The organism is Flavobacterium sp. TN-1, from assembly GCF_052828645.1.
In genome coordinates this window covers 3,132,622-3,151,096 of sequence record NZ_CM128253.1, presented here as the reverse complement: position 1 = coordinate 3,151,096, position 18,475 = coordinate 3,132,622, and the positions used below count along the sequence as shown (strand labels likewise).

The 18,475-nt window shown below is 30.0% G+C and carries 19 protein-coding genes; 12 read left to right on the top strand and 7 right to left on the bottom strand.

Annotated elements, in window-relative coordinates:
* Nucleotides 1-198 precede the first annotated feature (198 nt).
* Nucleotides 199-1,206, top strand: coding sequence for a 3-oxoacyl-ACP synthase III family protein (locus ACUXZJ_RS14185; protein WP_060382612.1), 1,008 nt, complete (start codon nt 199-201; stop codon nt 1,204-1,206).
* 153 nt (nt 1,207-1,359) lie between these two features.
* Here the strand turns inward: ACUXZJ_RS14185 and ACUXZJ_RS14180 are convergent, their stop codons facing one another.
* Complete coding sequence (locus ACUXZJ_RS14180) at nt 1,360-2,331, bottom strand: hypothetical protein (RefSeq protein WP_060382611.1); 972 nt, start codon at nt 2,329-2,331, stop codon at nt 1,360-1,362.
* 67 nt (nt 2,332-2,398) lie between these two features.
* Here ACUXZJ_RS14180 and ACUXZJ_RS14175 point away from each other — a divergent pair, with 67 nt between their 5' ends.
* Genes ACUXZJ_RS14175 through ACUXZJ_RS14155 form a run of 5 tightly spaced genes read left to right on the top strand, consistent with a single transcriptional unit; the run spans nt 2,399 to nt 6,775 of the window.
* Nucleotides 2,399-3,127 carry a hypothetical protein gene (locus tag ACUXZJ_RS14175; RefSeq protein ID WP_060382610.1) on the top strand — a complete coding sequence of 243 codons (729 nt, stop codon included), beginning with the start codon at nt 2,399-2,401 and terminating at the stop codon, nt 3,125-3,127.
* Nucleotides 3,112-4,308: a glycosyltransferase family 87 protein gene (locus ACUXZJ_RS14170; RefSeq protein WP_063743036.1), complete on the top strand. Its 1,197-nt coding sequence runs from the start codon at nt 3,112-3,114 to the stop codon at nt 4,306-4,308. The genes ACUXZJ_RS14175 and ACUXZJ_RS14170 overlap by 16 nt, the downstream gene beginning before the upstream one ends.
* The gene (locus ACUXZJ_RS14165; protein WP_063743035.1) at nt 4,298-5,242 is read left to right on the top strand and encodes a glycosyltransferase family 2 protein; all 945 of its coding nucleotides are present in this window, start codon (nt 4,298-4,300) and stop codon (nt 5,240-5,242) included. The genes ACUXZJ_RS14170 and ACUXZJ_RS14165 overlap by 11 nt, the downstream gene beginning before the upstream one ends.
* A 2-nt stretch (nt 5,243-5,244) precedes the next feature.
* The gene (locus tag ACUXZJ_RS14160; RefSeq protein WP_060382607.1) at nt 5,245-6,021 is read left to right on the top strand and encodes a polysaccharide deacetylase family protein; all 777 of its coding nucleotides are present in this window, start codon (nt 5,245-5,247) and stop codon (nt 6,019-6,021) included.
* A 1-nt stretch (nt 6,022) separates the two neighbouring features.
* On the top strand, nt 6,023-6,775 hold the full coding sequence (locus ACUXZJ_RS14155) for a glycosyltransferase family 2 protein (protein ID WP_060382606.1): 753 nt from the start codon (nt 6,023-6,025) through the stop codon (nt 6,773-6,775).
* Here ACUXZJ_RS14155 and ACUXZJ_RS14150 read toward each other — a convergent pair.
* Together ACUXZJ_RS14150 and ACUXZJ_RS14145 are read right to left on the bottom strand one after the other, a co-directional pair.
* Entirely contained in the window at nt 6,757-7,872 is a 1,116-nt protein-coding gene (locus ACUXZJ_RS14150; RefSeq protein WP_063743034.1) for a glycosyltransferase family 4 protein, read from the bottom strand. The two genes, ACUXZJ_RS14155 and ACUXZJ_RS14150, sit on opposite strands and share 19 nt — an antisense overlap.
* Before the next feature lie 30 nt (nt 7,873-7,902).
* On the bottom strand, nt 7,903-8,718 hold the full coding sequence (locus ACUXZJ_RS14145) for a 2,3,4,5-tetrahydropyridine-2,6-dicarboxylate N-succinyltransferase (protein ID WP_060382604.1): 816 nt from the start codon (nt 8,716-8,718) through the stop codon (nt 7,903-7,905).
* 85 nt (nt 8,719-8,803) lie between these two features.
* Between ACUXZJ_RS14145 and ruvX the strand changes: the two genes are divergently transcribed.
* From ruvX to ACUXZJ_RS14115, 6 genes are all read left to right on the top strand, one after another.
* A complete protein-coding gene (ruvX, locus tag ACUXZJ_RS14140; RefSeq protein WP_060382603.1) occupies nt 8,804-9,220 on the top strand; it encodes a Holliday junction resolvase RuvX in 417 nt (138 codons plus the stop codon).
* Nucleotides 9,221-9,276: 56 nt separating this feature from the next.
* Nucleotides 9,277-10,812, top strand: coding sequence for a malate:quinone oxidoreductase (locus ACUXZJ_RS14135; protein ID WP_081078407.1), 1,536 nt, complete (start codon nt 9,277-9,279; stop codon nt 10,810-10,812).
* 49 nt (nt 10,813-10,861) lie between these two features.
* Nucleotides 10,862-11,443 (top strand): peptide deformylase, encoded by a 582-nt coding sequence (gene def / locus ACUXZJ_RS14130; RefSeq protein ID WP_060382601.1) that lies wholly within the window; start codon nt 10,862-10,864, stop codon nt 11,441-11,443.
* Nucleotides 11,444-11,495: 52 nt separating this feature from the next.
* Complete coding sequence (locus tag ACUXZJ_RS14125) at nt 11,496-12,023, top strand: DUF5606 family protein (RefSeq protein ID WP_063743033.1); 528 nt, start codon at nt 11,496-11,498, stop codon at nt 12,021-12,023.
* Between the two features lie 99 nt (nt 12,024-12,122).
* Nucleotides 12,123-12,899, top strand: coding sequence for a nucleoside triphosphate pyrophosphohydrolase (gene mazG, locus ACUXZJ_RS14120; RefSeq protein ID WP_060382599.1), 777 nt, complete (start codon nt 12,123-12,125; stop codon nt 12,897-12,899).
* 68 nt (nt 12,900-12,967) lie between these two features.
* On the top strand, nt 12,968-13,681 hold the full coding sequence (locus ACUXZJ_RS14115) for a hypothetical protein (RefSeq protein WP_145902548.1): 714 nt from the start codon (nt 12,968-12,970) through the stop codon (nt 13,679-13,681).
* A gap of 30 nt (nt 13,682-13,711) precedes the next feature.
* Here ACUXZJ_RS14115 and ACUXZJ_RS14110 read toward each other — a convergent pair whose 3' ends face one another.
* From ACUXZJ_RS14110 to tilS, 4 genes are all read right to left on the bottom strand, one after another.
* Nucleotides 13,712-14,404, bottom strand: a complete 693-nt coding sequence (locus ACUXZJ_RS14110; RefSeq protein ID WP_060382597.1) for an MBL fold metallo-hydrolase — start codon at nt 14,402-14,404, stop codon at nt 13,712-13,714.
* A 100-nt stretch (nt 14,405-14,504) separates the two neighbouring features.
* Nucleotides 14,505-15,101: a Crp/Fnr family transcriptional regulator gene (locus ACUXZJ_RS14105; RefSeq protein ID WP_060382596.1), complete on the bottom strand. Its 597-nt coding sequence runs from the start codon at nt 15,099-15,101 to the stop codon at nt 14,505-14,507.
* Between the two features lie 2 nt (nt 15,102-15,103).
* Nucleotides 15,104-17,122, bottom strand: coding sequence for a protein-disulfide reductase DsbD family protein (locus ACUXZJ_RS14100; protein ID WP_063743032.1), 2,019 nt, complete (start codon nt 17,120-17,122; stop codon nt 15,104-15,106).
* Nucleotides 17,119-18,426 (bottom strand): tRNA lysidine(34) synthetase TilS, encoded by a 1,308-nt coding sequence (gene tilS / locus ACUXZJ_RS14095; protein WP_060382594.1) that lies wholly within the window; start codon nt 18,424-18,426, stop codon nt 17,119-17,121. Before tilS ends, ACUXZJ_RS14100 begins: the two co-directional genes overlap by 4 nt.
* Nucleotides 18,427-18,475 lie beyond the last annotated feature (49 nt).

Genomic DNA, 18,475 nt, shown 5'->3' with positions numbered 1-18,475 from the left:
ATTAAATAACAAAGATCCAATAAAATTAGTATTCATAAACATGTTATATTTTAAATTTTAAAGTTCTGTCTTTTGAGGTTTGTTATTTTAAAGCCGTTTTTTTTAAAATTATTGATTTGTAAAAAAAGAGTTGTAAATTTTGTTAATACTGTAAGTTAAGTTAACTTTGTTGGCTGGTTTTTAACTAAAATTTTAAGTATGTATCATTCTAGAATTTCAGGATTGGGTTATTATGTTCCAGAAAATGTAGTAACTAATGACGATTTATCTAAAATTATGGATACCAATGATGAGTGGATCCAAGAAAGAACAGGAATCAAAAGAAGACGCCATGTAAATAGTCCCGAAGAAACAACGACTTCAATGGGAGTAAAAGCGGCTGAAATAGCAATAGAAAGAGCAGGAATTAATAAAGATGATATTGATTTTCTGATTTTTGCAACGCTAAGTCCAGATTATTATTTTCCAGGACCAGGAGTGCTAGTGCAGCGTGATTTAGGACTAAAAACAATTGGAGCGCTAGATGTACGCAATCAATGCTCTGGTTTTGTATATGCTATTTCTATTGCAGATCAATATATTAAAACAGGAATGTATAAAAATATATTAGTCATTGGTTCAGAAGTTCATTCTAGAGGATTAGACATGACCACTCGAGGACGTGGAGTATCCGTTATTTTTGGAGATGGAGCAGGAGCAGCTATTTTAACACGTGAAGAAGATTTATCTAAAGGTATTTTATCTACTCACTTACATTCTGAGGGGCAATATGCAGAAGAATTAGCTCTTATTGCGCCAGGTATGGGAAAACGTTGGGTAACAGATATAATTGAAGATAATAATCCAGATGACGAAAGTTATTTTCCTTATATGAACGGACAATTTGTTTTTAAGAACGCAGTAGTTCGTTTTAGTGAAGTAATTATGGAAGGACTAAAAGCAAATAATTTACAAGTGTCTGATATAGACATGCTTATTCCTCATCAGGCAAATTTACGTATTTCTCAGTTTGTTCAGCAAAAATTCCAATTAACAGACGATCAAGTATATAATAATATTATGGAGTATGGAAATACTACAGCAGCTTCTATTCCTATTGCACTAACAGAAGCTTGGGAACAAGGAAAAATAAAAGAAGGAGATACAGTTGTATTAGCTGCTTTTGGTTCAGGTTTTACTTGGGGAAGCGTTATTATAAAATGGTAATCTATAAAAAATAATTTTAGAAATAGATGTTAAAAAAAATACGAAGCTTTAACATCTAGTTATTTCAATATCAGGAGAAATCATATTATTAGTGTTATATGATTTCTCCCTTTGATTTAAATAACAAATTGAAGTCTTTTAGAATATCTTTCTTTATAGAGAGAAAATCTTTTGTACCCAGTTCGTTAACTTATACTGTTTCATAATTAATTCATCAATTTTTGTATCAGAATTAAGAAAATTATCAATATTGTCAAGTTCATTAAGGTCGTTTAAATAAAAAATAGAATTAATTTTAATCAAATCATACTTTTGTATAGAAGGATTGTTTGTAATTATTTTTTTATTAAGACCCAATGCTTCAAAAATCCTAAAACTTAAACCGCTCTGATTTTTTCGTATAATGTCTATTATAACAGAACTTTGCTTATATAAGTCTAATGTTTCAGATTGACTAAAACGTTTTCTTTTAAAAATAATATTAGGATAACGACCTAAACATCTCTTTTTAAAATTATAAATCCAAGATTTTTTACCAACACTGTAAAAGCTAAAAGAAAGTTTTTTCCTTTTTAATATTTCACCTATTTGATTCAATAAGTCAATTCTTTCGTCAATAGAACCAATGTAAATGAAATTCTGGGTTATATTCTCTGCGGATTTATTTTCTACAGTATAAATATAATTGGATGTTTTGATAAAGCAATGTTCTTCGCAATTTTTAATGTCAAAAGAATATATTTTATCAAAAATACTAGGTGGTAAATGGTTAATTGGATTTCGTTCTATGCTATCATATAGGTATGCTAGATATTTATTCGTAAACTTTTTTATTTCTAAATGATACTCAAGCTCTATGAGTTCTGGATTTATAACTAAAATTTGATCTTGTTTCCCTAATTGCTTTAATGTTGATAATATATACTCTTGACGTTTTTTGATTTTAGGGTTTTTGCCTAAAAAAATTTTAGAACAAGTATTGGCTAATCGTTCAATAAAATTCTTGTATTTTAAATTTCCAATTTTTATATGGTGACTTTCATGGCCTAGTTTTTTAAGTTCTGCAACAATATGATAATCATAATTCCAGTGATCAAAACTAATAACACAAATTTTTTGACTCATTTTATTCTAATAAAAAGCGTAAAGATATTAATTTTAAGTTATTTTTGTCCTCATTAAAATTTGTTTCATGGATAGAGGGATTCAAGACTTATTGCTACAACTAAAAGAAAAAGGGACCAATTTTACGATAGGAACAAGAAATCAGATAAAAACTATTCCTTACGAAGGGAAAGTATTGAATGTGAAAATCTTTAAAATTCCTTCATTGTTTAACGGTGTTGTATATAAATTTTTTCGAAAATCAAAAGCAAGACGTTCTTATGAATATGCTCATCTTTTAACAAAAAAAGGAATAGGGACTCCTTTACCAGTAGGTTATTATGAAAATTTTTCTTTGTTCACTTTGAAAGATAGTTATTATGTATGTGAGCATATTCAATATGATTTTCTTTTTAGAGACCTATTAGATTTGCCAATAGAAGAATCAGATCATATAAGAGTCTTAAAAGAATTTGCAAAATTTACTTTCTTACTCCATAGCGAGGGAATAGAGTTCTTAGATCACTCACCTGGTAATACATTAATCAAGAAAAATAACACAGGAGAATATGATTTTTATCTTGTAGATTTAAATAGAATGAAATTTCATACCAATATGACTTTTGATCAAAGGATGAAAAATATGGAGAGAATTACTCCAAGACAAGATCAAATAGAAGTCATAAGTGAAGAATATGCCATTCTTTATGGTAAAACAAAACAAGAAGTTTTTGAGAAATTAGTATATCATACATCTGCCTTTCAAAAGAAGGTAATTGCAAAGAAAAAGTTCAAAGAAAAATGGTTGAAAAGATAAAAAATATTTTCACAGTTAGTTTTTTTCAAAATCCAAAAAATATAGCAATAATTTGGATAATTATTTCGGCTGTTTCAGCTATAAAACAATTTGCAAGAGGAAGCTATAATAATTATTTAATCTTTAAAAATGTTTTTTGGCATACATTAGAAAAACAATCTTTGTATGCAGAGTATCCTAGTTTATATTTTGATCATAATCATTATGGTCCTATATTTGGTATATTTATAGCTCCATTTGCCATTTTACCTGATGCCATTGGGATTGTGTTATGGAATTGTTTTAACGCTTTTTTGCTGGTATGGAGTGTTTCTAAACTTCCCTTGAATACCCAAAAAATAAATTTGATTTTATGGATTTGTTTAAATGAATTTATAACATCTAATTTAGGATTACAATTCAATCCAATTATGACTGCGTTGATAATTCTTACCTATGTTTTTATCATTGAAGAAAAAGAACTTTGGGCCGCCTTTTGTATAATTTTAGGCGTTTTTATTAAATTATATGGAATTGTTGGGTTAGCTTTTTTCTTTTTCATCAAGAACAAACCTAAATTTATTGGCGGGCTTGTTTTGTGGAGTGCCCTTTTATTTGTATTGCCCATGTTTATTTCATCGCCTAGTTTTGTTTATCATTCATACATTGAGTGGTTTGAAAGATTAGTAGTAAAAAACAACGAAAATGCGTCATTTACTTCTAGACAAGATATTTCTGTAATGGGAATGTTTAGACGTATTTCAGGACATGCAGAATGGTCTAATTTACCTTTTTTAGGAGTAGGAGTCATGCTTTTTGGAATGCCTTATCTAAGATGGTCTGCGTTCAAGGATAGGAAATTTCAATTACTCTTATTGGCTTCAGTCTTAATATTTACAGTAATATTTAGTTCAGGATCAGAATCACCCACCTATATAATTGCATTTTTTGGAGTAGCCATTTGGTTTGTATTAAAAGGAAAAGCTATTACTGAAGTAGATTGGTTTTTATTTGTTTTAGCCATATTATTAACGAGTTTTTCTCCGACTGACTTATTTCCAAAATTTATAAGAGAAAAGTATATTAACCCCTATGCTTTAAAGGCTCTACCTTGCGTATTAGTCTGGCTTAAAATAGTATATGAAATGTTAGTACTGCCTACTTCAAATAATAATCATACAAGGTTGGAAAATGACAAATAATAAAAAAATAGCTGTAGTAATTCCTGCTTATAATGAATCAGGAAATCTAAAAGTTATGGTTGATTCTTTACATCAAGTTTTTTCAACTCTTAATTATGAATATAAATTAGTTTTCGTAGATGATGGAAGTAAAGACTCAACATTATCCATATTAAAGAAATTTTCGGAAAAAGACGATAAATTATTTTATATCGAATTATCCAAAAATTTTGGACATCAAAATGCACTAAAAGCAGGAGTAGATATTGTAGTAGATTCAGTAAATGCTATTATAACAATGGATGGAGATATGCAACATCCACCTGAATTATTACCTCAATTATTAGCTAAATGGGAAGAAGGATTTGATGTAGTATATACTATTAGAGAAGAAGATGAAAATCTTTCCCTTTTTAAGAAAAAAACATCTCGAGGATTCTATAGCTTGATGAACTATCTCTCAGAAGTTAAATTTGAGCCAGGTACCGCGGATTTTAGACTGATGGATCAACGTGTAGCAAAAGTCTTTTCTGGTTTTTCTGAAAATGAATTATTTATTAGAGGATTAATAAATTGGCTTGGGTTTAGACAATACGGAATTTCATTTCAACCTGCAAAACGATTTGCAGGACAAAGTAAGTATACAGTAAAAAAAATGTTCCGTTTTGCACTACAAGGTATCACATCTTTCAGTACACGCCCCTTGTATCTGGCAGTTTTGCTAGGATTGTTCGTTACATTAGCTTCTTTTATAGGGTACCTTTTTTATATCCTATTTAGTATTTATCATGGACACGTAATTTCAGGATGGGCTTCTCTTATAAGTACAGTTGTGTTTTTTGGAGGCTTAAATCTGATTGTTTTAGGAATTATAGGAATTTATGTAGGTAAATTATTTATGCAATCTAAAGGAAGACCTAATTATTTAATTCGAGACACTAATTATAAAAATTAAGTATGATTTTATTAAGTTTTGATATAGAAGAGTTTGATATGCCTTTTGAATATGGTAAAGAAATTGCATTCGAAGAACAAATGTCTATTTCTATTGATGGAACCAACAAAATTTTAGACCTATTAGATAAACATCAGATTAAAGCTACTTTCTTTTCCACCGCCACTTTTGCTATGAATGCAAAAACAGTCATAGATCGTATCATTCAGTCAGGACACGAAATAGCCTCACATAACTATTATCATACAGATTTTGAAATAAAACATCTTAAAGAGTCAAAAGATAAACTAGAAGAATTAACAGGTAAGGAAGTAATAGGTTTTAGAATGCCTCGTATGTATCCAGTAGATGAAAAAGAAATTCAAAAAGCAGGTTATACATATAATTCATCTATAAATCCAACGTTTTTGCCAGGACGCTATAATAATCTAAACAAACCAAGGAACTATTTTTATCAAGACCAAGTTTTACAAATTCCAGCTTCAGTAAGTCCTTGGGTACGTTTTCCGTTGTTTTGGTTATCTTTCCATAATTTACCAATGTGGGTTTATAAACTATTGACTAGTTGGACTTATAATAAAGATGGTTATTTAAATATATACTTGCATCCTTGGGAATTTATAGATTTAAATCAGCCAGAAAAATTTAATTTCCCAAAATATGTTGTCAAAAACAGTGGTGATCCATTAATAAAACGATTAGATGATTTTATTCTTTATTTTAAGAAAAAAAATAAAATATTTGGAACATTTAAAGAATTTATAGCAACAATTAAATAAAATGAAAATATCTGTCTTTATTATAACTTTTAACGAAGAAAATATAATAGCTAAATGTTTAGAAAAGTTATACTGGGCTAATGAAATACTAATTGTAGATTCAGGAAGTTCTGATCAAACTGTTGCCATTTGTGAACAATATGGAGCTAAAATAATTTATAATAAATTTGAAAATTTTGGACAACAAAAACAATTTGCACTTCAACAAACAACTAATAAATGGGTGTTGTCCTTAGATGCTGATGAGGTTCTTTCAGATGAGTTAATAAATGAAATTCAAAAATTAGATTTAGAACAAAGCACTAAAAGCGGATTTTTAATACCAAGAACACATGTTTTTTTAAATAAAGTCTTTCAATATGGAAATGAAAATAAAAAACCAATTTTGAGACTATTTGATAAAACAGTAGGAAGTTTTACACCAGATAAAGTCCATGAAACCATAAAAGTAGAAGGCAAAACAGGAGTCTTATCAAATGAAATGTTACATTATACAGTCTTTGATATTTCTACTGCCATACAAAAACAAATCAAATATTCTTTGTTGAGCGGTGAACTCTTTTTTGAAAAAGAAAAAAAGGCTTCATTATTGAAGCCTTTCATCAAATTTCCCTTCGAATTTATTAGAGTATATTTTATACATCGTAACATATTAAATGGTTACGAAGGGTTTGTGTGGAGTATGTTTTCAGCCTTTGGAAGTTTTTTAAAATATGCAAAATTGTATGATTTATATCAAAATAAAGAGAGATAACAATCCATTAAATTATTTGCAATTACCTCGTCAGAAAATTGCTGAGCATATTCAAAACCTTTTTTAAAAATGATTTCAGCCTCATGAGGATTATTGAGTACCCATTCAATTTTTTCTTTTATTTCTTCTGGATTATTCGGGTTGATATATAAACTATTTGGACCACCAGCTTCAGGAAAAACACCCGAATGAGTAGTAATAACAGGGGTTTTCGAAAAAAGAGCTTCTATAATAGGAATGCCAAATCCTTCAAAAATAGAAGGGTATACAAAAACACTTGCCAACTGGTAAATAATAGCTAGTTCTTCATTGCTTACATTTTTTAAAAAGCTTACTTTGTGTTGAATTTGATGCTTATTTATATATTGATGAATTTCTTTCGTGTAAGGAGTTTCTTTACCTATAAGGACTAAATGAGTGTCTATATCTCTTATCGCTTTTACTATATTGAGTGCATTTTTTCGAGTTTCTAGAGTTCCTACATTTAATACAAATTGTTTCGGTAAATTAAATTTTTTTAAAACTTCTTCTTGTAATTCAGTAGCATAAATCATCTTAAATACATCTTGACACCCCTGATAAACAACTTTAATTTTAGATTCAGGAATTTTTAGAAAATGAACAATATCTTCTTTAGTCTGCTTGCTTATAGCAATAACAAGATCAGCTTCTTGAGCAGCTTTTTTGAATTTATAAAAATGAATTTTTCGATCAAAAAAAGAATATAACTCAGGATACCGTACAAAAATTAAGTCATGTATTGTTACAATACTTTTAATCCCATTTTTTTGAAGACCGCTAGGGAGTTCTCCCGAAAGACCATGAAATAACGCTATTTCATCTCTTTTAAGATCAGATAAAATTCCAAATTGCCTCCATATATTGTAAAACTTCTTATAAAAGCTAGAAAAAGGAAGTTTTTCTTCTACATTACTTTTATTAAAAGGGAATAAAACAGTACTTGCTTTTTTGGGATTGTACAAAAAATACTGATTTTCTGAAAAAAAAGTAGCAAGGATTCTAACGCAATCCCTGCTATAATTTCCTAAACCTGTTTTATTATGAAATACGCGTTTAGCTTCGTATCCTATTTTCATTTATTTAAATGTTTATGCTATTAATTGAGGTTATACAGCTACATTGTATTCTCTTAAAGCATCGTTTAAAGATGTTTTTAAATCAGTAGAAGCTTTACGTTTTCCAATTATTAATGCGCAAGGAACTTGATATTCTCCAGCTTCAAACTTTTTAGCATAGCTACCAGGTATAACCACACTTCTAGCAGGAACAACGCCTTTGTATTCTACAGGTTCTGACCCCGTTACATCTATGATTTTAGTAGAGGCAGTAAGACAAACATTAGCTCCTAAAACAGCTTCTTTTTCTACTCTAACTCCTTCCACAACAATACAACGAGAGCCAATAAAAGCACCATCTTCAATAATCACAGGAGCAGCTTGTAGTGGTTCTAAAACCCCTCCAATACCTACACCACCACTAAGGTGAACATCCTTTCCTATTTGAGCACAACTTCCTACTGTAGCCCATGTGTCTACCATTGTGCCCGCATCTACATAAGCTCCTATGTTTACATAAGAAGGCATCATAATTACACCTGATGAAATATACGCTCCGTGTCTCGCTACGGCGTTTGGAACCACTCGAATTCCTTTTTCAGCATAATTCTTTTTTAAAGGCATTTTATCATGGTACTCAAAAATACCTACCTCAAAAGTTTCCATTTTTTGAATAGGGAAAAACATTACAACCGCTTTTTTTACCCATTCATTTACTTGCCATCCATCAGAAATAGGTTCTGCTACTCTTAATGTTCCTGCATCAAGTAAATTTATGACTTCTCTAATAGCTTTTTGTGTAGCTTCTTCCTGTAATAAAGACCTATCTTCCCAAGCTTTTTCTATTATATTCTGTAAATTTTGCATGTGATTTTTATTTTGAGCAAAGATAAATGATTTGAAGCAAAGCTAAAATCAAAGTTTTAGCTATTTTTGTTGAAATTTTTAATTCATGTCAAGAATTTTAGCGATAGATTATGGCGTAAAACGTACAGGTATTGCTGTAACGGATGATTTTCAGATTATAGCTTCAGGGCTTACTACGGTAGCTTCTTCAGAAGTTTTAGATTTTTTGAAAAACTATTTCCAAAAGGAAAAAGTAGAAAAAGTTTTAATAGGTGATCCTAAACAAATGAATGGACAACCCTCAGAAAGTGCTCCATTTGTGGAAACTTTCGTTCAAAAATTTTCTAAGCAATTTCCAGAAATAAAAATAGTCCGAGTAGATGAACGTTTTACATCTAAAATGGCTTTTCAGACTATGATTGATAGTGGACTCAAAAAAAAGCAACGTCAAAATAAAGCGTTGATAGATGAAATTTCAGCAACAATTATGCTCAAAGATTATTTAACTAGAAAAATGATTTAACATTCTTTACAATTTTTGTAGAATTAATTCGTTACCTAAAAAATTGTAAAAAAATAATACTTTTACGATGTATCTTTGCATCACAATTTACTAGAATGGCAGCAACAACTCAAAATCAAGAAACAGATGTAGTGTTAATTGGCGCTGGAATAATGAGCGCTACCTTAGGTTTGTTATTAAAACAATTAGAACCAGGTATTAAGATTCAAATTTTTGAACGCTTAGATGTGGCAGCAGCCGAAAGTTCTGATGCGTGGAATAATGCAGGAACAGGACATGCGGCATTTTGCGAACTTAATTATACCCCAGAACAACAAGACGGAACAATAGAAGTAAAAAAAGCAGTCAAAATATCAGAAGCTTTTGAAGTATCTCGTCAGTTATGGGCTTATTTAGTTGAAAAAGGATTGCTTGCCAATCCAGAGTCTTTTATTAAATCTGTTCCACATTTGAGTTTTGTATGGGGAAAAGAAAATGTTCTATACTTACGTAAACGTTTTGAAGCCTTACAAAAACACGAGTTGTTTAAAGAAATGGAATACTCAGAAGATCCAGAAGTTATAAAAAAATGGGCTCCATTAGTAATGGAAGGACGAAAATCTAATACTGATATTGCATGTACAACAATGAAATACGGTACAGATGTTAATTTTGGCGCGTTAACAAGAAGTCTTTTTAAATACTTAGAAAGCTTAGATGGAGTAAGTTTGCATTTTAATCATGAAGTTAAGAAACTACGAAAAAAAGAAGATGGTAAATGGCGTCTAAAAATAACGGATCTTACCACTGGTGAAAAGAAAAAAATCTATACACCATTTGTATTCATAGGAGCAGGGGGAGGCTCATTGTTACTATTAGAGAAAGCTAATATTCCTGAAGGATATGGATATGGTGGATTTCCAGTAAGCGGACAATGGTTAAGATGTACCAACGAAGAAGTAATCAAAAAACATGACGTAAAAGTGTATGGAAAAGCCTCAGTGGGCGCACCACCTATGTCTGTACCCCATATAGATACACGTGTAATAAACGGAAAAAAAGAATTACTGTTTGGACCTTATGCAGGTTTTTCAACAAAATTCCTGAAAAATGGATCCTATTTCGATTTGATCTCATCTATAGAAATGGATAATATAAAACCTATGTTACAAGCAGGAATTAAAAATATACCTTTAACAAAATATCTAATAGAGCAAGTATTTCAATCTACGAATGATAGAATGAAAGCCCTAAAAGAATATGTTCCTTCTGCAAAAAAAGAAGACTGGGTATTAGAAACAGCAGGACAGCGAGTTCAGGTTATAAAAAAAGATAAAAACGGAAACGGAGTTTTAGAATTCGGAACAGAAGTTGTAGCTGCTGCCGATGGATCATTATCTGTATTACTAGGAGCTTCTCCAGGAGCATCAACAGCTACCTCAATCATGATTGAATTACTCGAAAAATGTTTTCCTCAAAAAATTAAAAGCGATGCTTGGCAAGCCAAACTAAAAGAGATGATTCCTTCTTATGGTCAAGAGCTGAATAAAAATCCTCAAATGACAAAAGAAATTCGTCAAAAAACAAATGAAGTTTTAAAATTAAATGTGTAAAAGTATTCGTACTTTTGCATACCCGAATTTATTTTGAAAAAATAGAAGAATGATATATCCAATTGTAGGTTACGGAGATCCTGTGTTACGAAAAGTAGGTGAAAATATTTCAAAGGATTATCCTAATTTGAAAGAAGTAATTGCTAATATGTACGAAACCATGTACAAAGCACACGGTGTAGGACTAGCAGCTCCACAGGTAGGTTTAGCCATCCGTTTATTTATTGTAGATACAGAACCATTTAGTGATACAGAAGACTTATCAAAAGAAGAAGCAACATTATTAAAAGGGTTTAAGAAAACATTTATTAATGCTAAAATACTAAAAGAAGAAGGAGAAGAGTGGGCTTTTAATGAAGGTTGCTTAAGTATTCCAGATGTTCGTGAAGACGTATATCGACATGAACAGATAACCATCGAATATTTTGATGAAAATTTTGAAAAGAAAACAGAAGTATACGACGGATTAGTGGCGCGTGTAATTCAACACGAGTACGATCATATAGAAGGTATTTTATTTACAGATAAAATTTCAACCTTAAAAAAAACTTTAATAAAAAAGAAATTACAAAACATTATGGAAGGAAAGGCTCGACCTGATTATCGTATGCGTTTTGCAAAAATAAAATAAAAGTAATATAATTGCTCTTTCTATAGAGGAGCAATAAAAATAATTTAACAAAATGAATTTAGAAAGAATATTAGCCATTTCAGGAAAGCCAGGTTTATATGCTTTAAAAATGCAAACAAGAACTGGTTTCGTAGCAGAATCATTAGTTGATGGTAAAAAGGTAACAGTAGGTATGCAAAGTAATGTAAGTCTATTATCTGAAATATCAGTATACACTTACTCAGAAGAAAAACCATTAGTAGATGTAATGAGTGCTATTGCCAAAAAAGAAAATGGTGGCGAAGCCCCTCGTTTAAAAGAGGATAAAGCTGCTTTATTAGCATATTTTGGAGAAATTTTACCAGATTACGATCAAGATAGAGTATATCCTTCTGATGTAAAAAAAATCTTGAACTGGTATAATATACTACAAGCAAAAGGATTAGTGGTTTTAGCTGAAGAAACAAAAACAGAAGAAGTAACAGAAGAAAAACCAAAAAAGCCGAGAGCAACTAGAGCTAAAAAAGAAGAAGCAACTGGTGAAAAAGAAGAAAAACCAAAAAAACCAAGAGCTACAAAAAAAGCAAAATCTGAAGAATAATCAGTTGTAATTTTAACAAAAATATAAGTCCTGTATTTGATCAACAAATGCAGGATTTTTTGTTATTTAGTAAACCTATTATTTTTTATAAAAAACAATATGAATACACGTTCAGAACAACTACAAGCTTTTAATCGTCTACTGGACATTATGGACGAACTTCGCGAAAAATGTCCATGGGATAAAAAGCAAACATTAGAAAGTTTACGTCATCTGACCATAGAAGAAACCTATGAGTTGGGAGATGCTATATTAGATAATAATATAAATGAAATTAAAAATGAACTAGGAGATTTATTACTCCATATTGTTTTTTATTCAAAAATAGGTAGTGAAACTCAACATTTTGATATAGCTGATGTAGCCAATGCTATTTCTGATAAACTCATTCATCGTCATCCTCATATTTATGCAGATGTAGAAGTAAATAATGAAGAAGAAGTAAAACAAAATTGGGAAAAACTAAAACTCAAAGAAGGTAAAAAATCAGTTTTACAAGGAGTACCTAAATCATTGCCTGCTATGGTTAAAGCCAGTAGGATACAAGATAAAGTAAAAGGAGTAGGTTTTGATTGGGAAGAATCATATCAAGTATGGGATAAAGTACAAGAAGAGTTACAAGAATTACAAGAAGAAGTAAAAAAAGGAAATCAAGATAAAATAGAAGCAGAGTTTGGAGATGTCATTTTTTCAATGATTAATTACGCTCGTTTTTTAAAAATTAATCCAGAAGACGCTTTGGAAAGAACGAATAAAAAATTTATTAAACGGTTTACCTATTTAGAACAAAAAGCAAAAGTGTTAGGCAAAGACCTTTCGGATATGACACTTGCTGAAATGGATGTTTTTTGGGAAGAAGCCAAGCGTATACCCTAAAAACTTTTTTTAAAAAGAATAAACCTTTTAAAAAAGATAAGAAAAAGAAAGATTTTTGATATACCCGTATGATACGATACCAAATTTTTATAACTGTAGTTTTTGTATGTTTCAAGTTGCAAGCGCAAAACGATGGAAAACGATTGCCTTCGTTAAAAATACCACGAATAGATATTCCTGAACCTAATAAAAATAAAGAACAACAAGAAATAGCTCCTCAATATTCGTTAAATAAACCTTTTGAGCCTAAATTGTTTAGAGTACCTCCTAAAAAATATGATTTACCTAAAACAGATAAAGAAATGCAAATGACAGGAGGAGGTAGTGATCTAGACTTAGGAAAGCTTTATGCAGAAAAAATGAATGATAAGCTAAAGCCTCAGATTAAAGAAGGTGTTTTGGATCCAAAAGAGTTTAGAAAACATCAATATTTTGGAGATTTTACTATAGATTCAGAAACCATAACCTTAAACTATCGAGATTTCGGAGAGGTAGATGGAGATCAGGTTCAAGTTTGGGTAAACGGCAAAAATGTGACTGACTATTTGTATTTAGAAGGATTTAGAAAGAAAGTAATAATTTATCTTACAGAAGGGATTAATCATATAGAAATTGAAGCTCTAAACGAAGGAACTTTTACTCCTAATACAGGGGAATTTTTGTTTACAGATAGTCAATCTAAAATTTTGATGGGCGATAAATGGGGATTGGCCACAGGGTTTAAAGCAAAATTTAATATCACAAGAATTGCTAAAAATAGCAAGACAATAGAAAAAAAATAAAAAATTATCTTACTATTTTTACTGAAAAGTTTATATAGGTAAATGTTTTTCAAATTCTTTAGCTACAAATTTTTCAAATTTTTTATCCTGATTGTAAAAAACAGAGCCATGCCCAAAACACAAAATACGCGGATTGAGTTTAGCTATTTTTTGTAGAGAATAAAGATTTTCTTTAAGATTAGAAGTAAATAGATAAGGAGGTAAATACAAACCTTTTTGAGTTGTAATTAGGTTCATGTTTGTAGCTACATCACCAGCAATTAAAACACCATCTTTTTCTCTAAAAAAAGCAATATGTCCATCAGAGTGTCCAGGCGTTTCAATTACTTTAAATTCACCCAAAAAGTCTCCTTCTCGAAGTACCTTGTTTACTTTTATTCCTTTTCCTGCCCAAAATTTTTGTTGTAATAAAGAAATTATATTTTTAGGTGAAGGATAATCTTTAGTTGCCAATCCAGATTCAGCTCTTTCTACCTCTTTTGTATGACAATACAAAGGGATGTTTAAAGTATGACAAATTAATTGCGACGCGCCTTGGTGATCAGGATGAGCATGTGTTAACGCGTGTGCATAAATAGGGATTTCTTCTGTTGCTTTTCTTATTTTAGAAAAAGAACTTCTTATGCCAGCATCTACTAATACTCCCTCTATAATATAACAGTTTACACTATTTCGGGGTAATAAAGGAATATGAAATACTTCGGGTGCTATTTTTTTTATCATATAAAAAAGATATTTTGGTTTAAATATTCAAAAATGAATCTTAAAAATTTATATGAAACGAAAATAGAACAGAAAAAATGAGTAAAAAAAGACATTTGTCTTATTCTTTTTGATAAAAATGTAGTTTAGCCCTATTTAATGTACGAGTAGTAATTCCTATAAAGGAAGCTATATCTTCTGTTTTAGCTCGGGTAAGAAGAAAAGGATAAAACTTAATTAGGTTTCGAAATTTTAAATTTGCTGATTGATGATGAAAAAGTTGTAAAAAACGTTCTTTTTCTAAATACTCTTTTTGTATAATATGTTGTGCAACTTTTTCCCAATTAGTACTTTTTTTAATAAGTAGGTTTAAATTTTCTAAGGTAATAGTAAGTAATAAACTATCTTCTATTGCCTGTATGTTTTTTGTAGAAAGTGTTTTATTTTGAAAACTAGTTAAAATAGTTACAAAATCGTTTTCAATACCAAAACAATAAATGTTTTCTTTACCATAATGATCTACAGAGTAAGCTTTGACCATTCCTTTTGCAATAAAACCTAAAAGCAAGCAAGGCTCATCTTGTTTGATAAAAAAATCAGATTTTTTTAGAATAATGATTTTAAAAAAAGAAGATCCCCAATTAATTTCATCTTCATTTAAAATGTGGAGTGAACTTAAATACTCCTTTAAATGATTTTGTATTAATTGGGGATTCATAATTATTTTTTAAAATTATTGATGCCGTTTTCTAACCAAGATTTATATTCATCTATACCTGAAAAGCCAATAGGTTTAGACAAGTCATTTCCGTTAGAATCTAAAACTACATAAAGGGGTTGAGAGTTGCTTTTGTATCTCGTAATTTGGAAATCACTCCATTTATTACCAATTGTTATGATTTCTTTACCTGTTGCTTTTGAAATATATTGTTGCTCTTTTGGTAATTCAATTTTTCGGTCGCAAACTAAAGAAATGATAACAACTTTTTCTTGTAAGATAGATAATACTTCAGGGTTAGACCATACATTATCTTCCATTTTTCTACAATTAGCACAAGCATCTCCTGTGAAATCCAGAAGGACAGGTTTGTTAACTTCTTTTGCGTATGCTAAACCTGTTTCGTAATCATCAAAAGTAACAATGTTATGCGGTCCGTAATGCGCGTGTTCAGGTAATTCTGATTTTGAAGCAGCGGAAGAAGAACCTAAACCATTTGTGCTTTCTGCATAATTTAATGGAGGTGTTAATCCGCTTAAAATTTTAAGAGGAGCTCCCCATAACCCAGGAATCATATAAAAAGTAAATGAGGTAACAATAATAGCCATTATGAGTCTTCCAATACCAATTTTATCAGCTTTTTCGTAATCATGAGGTAACATATATTTACCAAATAAATACAGAGCCCAAGCACCAAAAATACCAATCCAAATAGCTAGGAATAATTCTCTTTCTAATAGATGCTTTTGTAAAACTAAATCCGCATTAGATAAAAATTTAAAAGCAAAAGCCAATTCTAAAAATCCTAAAGAAACTTTTACGGTGTTTAACCATCCTCCTGATTTTGGTAAAGTGTTTAACCATCCAGGGAACATAGCAAAAAGCATAAAGGGAAGTGCAATAGCTAAAGAAAAACCAAACATTCCAACGATAGGAGCAATTCCTCCTTTTGTAGCAGATTCTACTAATAATGTTCCTACAATAGGTCCTGTACAAGAAAATGAAACCACCGCAAGAGCTAGAGCCATGAATGCAATTCCAAGGATTCCTCCCTTATCCGCTTGTGAATCTAACTTTGTTGCCCAAGAACTTGGTAAAACAATTTCAAACGCGCCTAAAAAAGAAAGAGCAAATACAATTAGTAATCCAAAGAAGATTAAGTTAAACCAAACGCTTGTTGATAATTCGTTTAAAGCTTCTGCGCCAAAAACACCTGTTATTAAAGAACCAAGGATTACGTAAATAACAATAATTGACAATCCGTATAGAATGGCATTTCTTATACCTTCTGCTTTTGTTTTGCTTTGTTTTGTAAAAAAACTTACCGTCATTGGTATCATCGGAAAAATACAAGGCATCAGTAAAGCAGCAAATCCTCCTAGAAAAGCTAATAAAAAGATCGTCCAAAGACTTTTATCGTTATCTTCCGTTTTTGTAGTAGAGCTATTGTTTGTGTCAATATCTGATGATGGCTTATTTTCTTTTGTGATCAAAGGAACAGCAATTATCTTATTAGTTGTGTCTGTAGGTGTTACTTCTGTGTTTGTAACGTTTTCTTTTGCTGCTTCCGTGTTTGTTAGGGGTAATTGTATATCAAATGTTTTGTCTTGTTGTATACAAGCTTCTTTACATACTTGATATTCTACATATACTTTTACATTTGTGTTTTTAGGATTAATAAGCTTTATTGTTTGTTTAAACTGTGCTTTGTTTTCAAATAAATATTCATCTACTTCAAAAACCTCACTATATACCTTTTTATAAGTACTTTCAGATGTTTTGCCAACTAATTGGTAATTTCCTTTTGCATTTTTAAAAGTAAAAATAGTAGGTAAAGACCCACCATTAGGTGTAAACTGTGAAAATAGATGCCATTCGTGTTCTATTTTTGCATCGAAAGTAATAATAAACTCAGTGTCTGATTTTTTTTGGACACTTGTTTTCCAGCTTACTGGATTTAGTATTTGAGAATAAGCACCTAAAGAGCTTAAAAAAAATAAAAAGGCTAGTAATTTTTTCATTCTGTGAAAATTATATTTAATACGTTTTTTGTTTCGGAATGGGCAATAAAACGATTATCAGCTCTATGATTGATAATCCAAACAATTTTGTCGTCTGAAAGTAAAAGCCAAGTATCTTCTTTATCAACTAATGAAAATTTTTCATCTTTAAAGTATTTACTTATTTTTTTCTTACCCTTCATTCCAGATGGATAAAAATAATCACCTTTTTGCCATTTTCTAAGTTTTAAAGGAAATTTTAACGTTTCCTTATCTACAAAAATAGAAGATTTTGTAGGTATTGTATTGTAACCTGAGTTACAAAAACGCAATTTTATTGGATTTTCAGTGTACTTAGTTTCGTTAGAAATAAAGAACTCTAAAGTAATAAAAGTTTGTTTTGTAGTTAGAATAAGAATATTTCTATCTTTTATTAATCGGTAGTCGTCGGAAAATATTTGTTTACCTGATTGATTTTCTACTAAGTCGTAAATAGCATCCCAATCATGAAAGTCGTATGATTTGAGCCATTCATATAAATAGGCTTTATAATTTGGTAAAGTTTGTAATTTTACAACATCAAAATAAATGTCATCTCCTTTTTTAATTGCTATTTCTTCCAATTTATTATAAATAGAATGACTTGCAAGAGACTCAGTTTGTTTTAAATTTTTAATTGTATTTTGAAAAGAACTTAATAGATTCGTATTCAATTCTTTTAGAATAGGAACTACGTGATGTCTAATTTTATTTCTGAAATATTTATCAGAAGCATTGCTTGCATCTTCTCTCCATTGAATATTATTTTCTGCTGCGTATTTTTCAATTTCTTCACGAGAAAAAATTAATAAAGGGCGTATAATTTTATCATTGATTTGTGGGATTCCTGTTAGTCCTTCAATACCTGTACCACGGGTGAAATTGATTAAAAATGTTTCTAACGAATCATCTAAATGATGTGCGGTTAGCAAATAATCAAATCGTTGTGTGTTTAATAATTCATAAAACCAATTATAGCGTAATTCGCGTGCTGCTTGTTGAATAGAAAGTTTATTGTCGTTCGCATATATTTGCGTTTCAAAAATTTTAATAAAACTTTTAACTTTTAATTTTTGACTTTCAAATTTTACAAATTCTTCGTCCTTATTACTTTCTTCACCCCTTAATTGAAAATTACAATGTGCAATAGCTATTTGTAAGTTTAATTTTGAAAACAAGTTTAATAAAATCATGCTGTCAATACCACCACTAACAGCTAGAAGTAATTTTTTATCATTTAAGAAGGGAAGGTTTTTATTAATGTGATTCTGTAATTGTATCAGCATTTTTGTTCATTGAATTTTATTAGTAATAATTGAGATTGAAATTATTTAA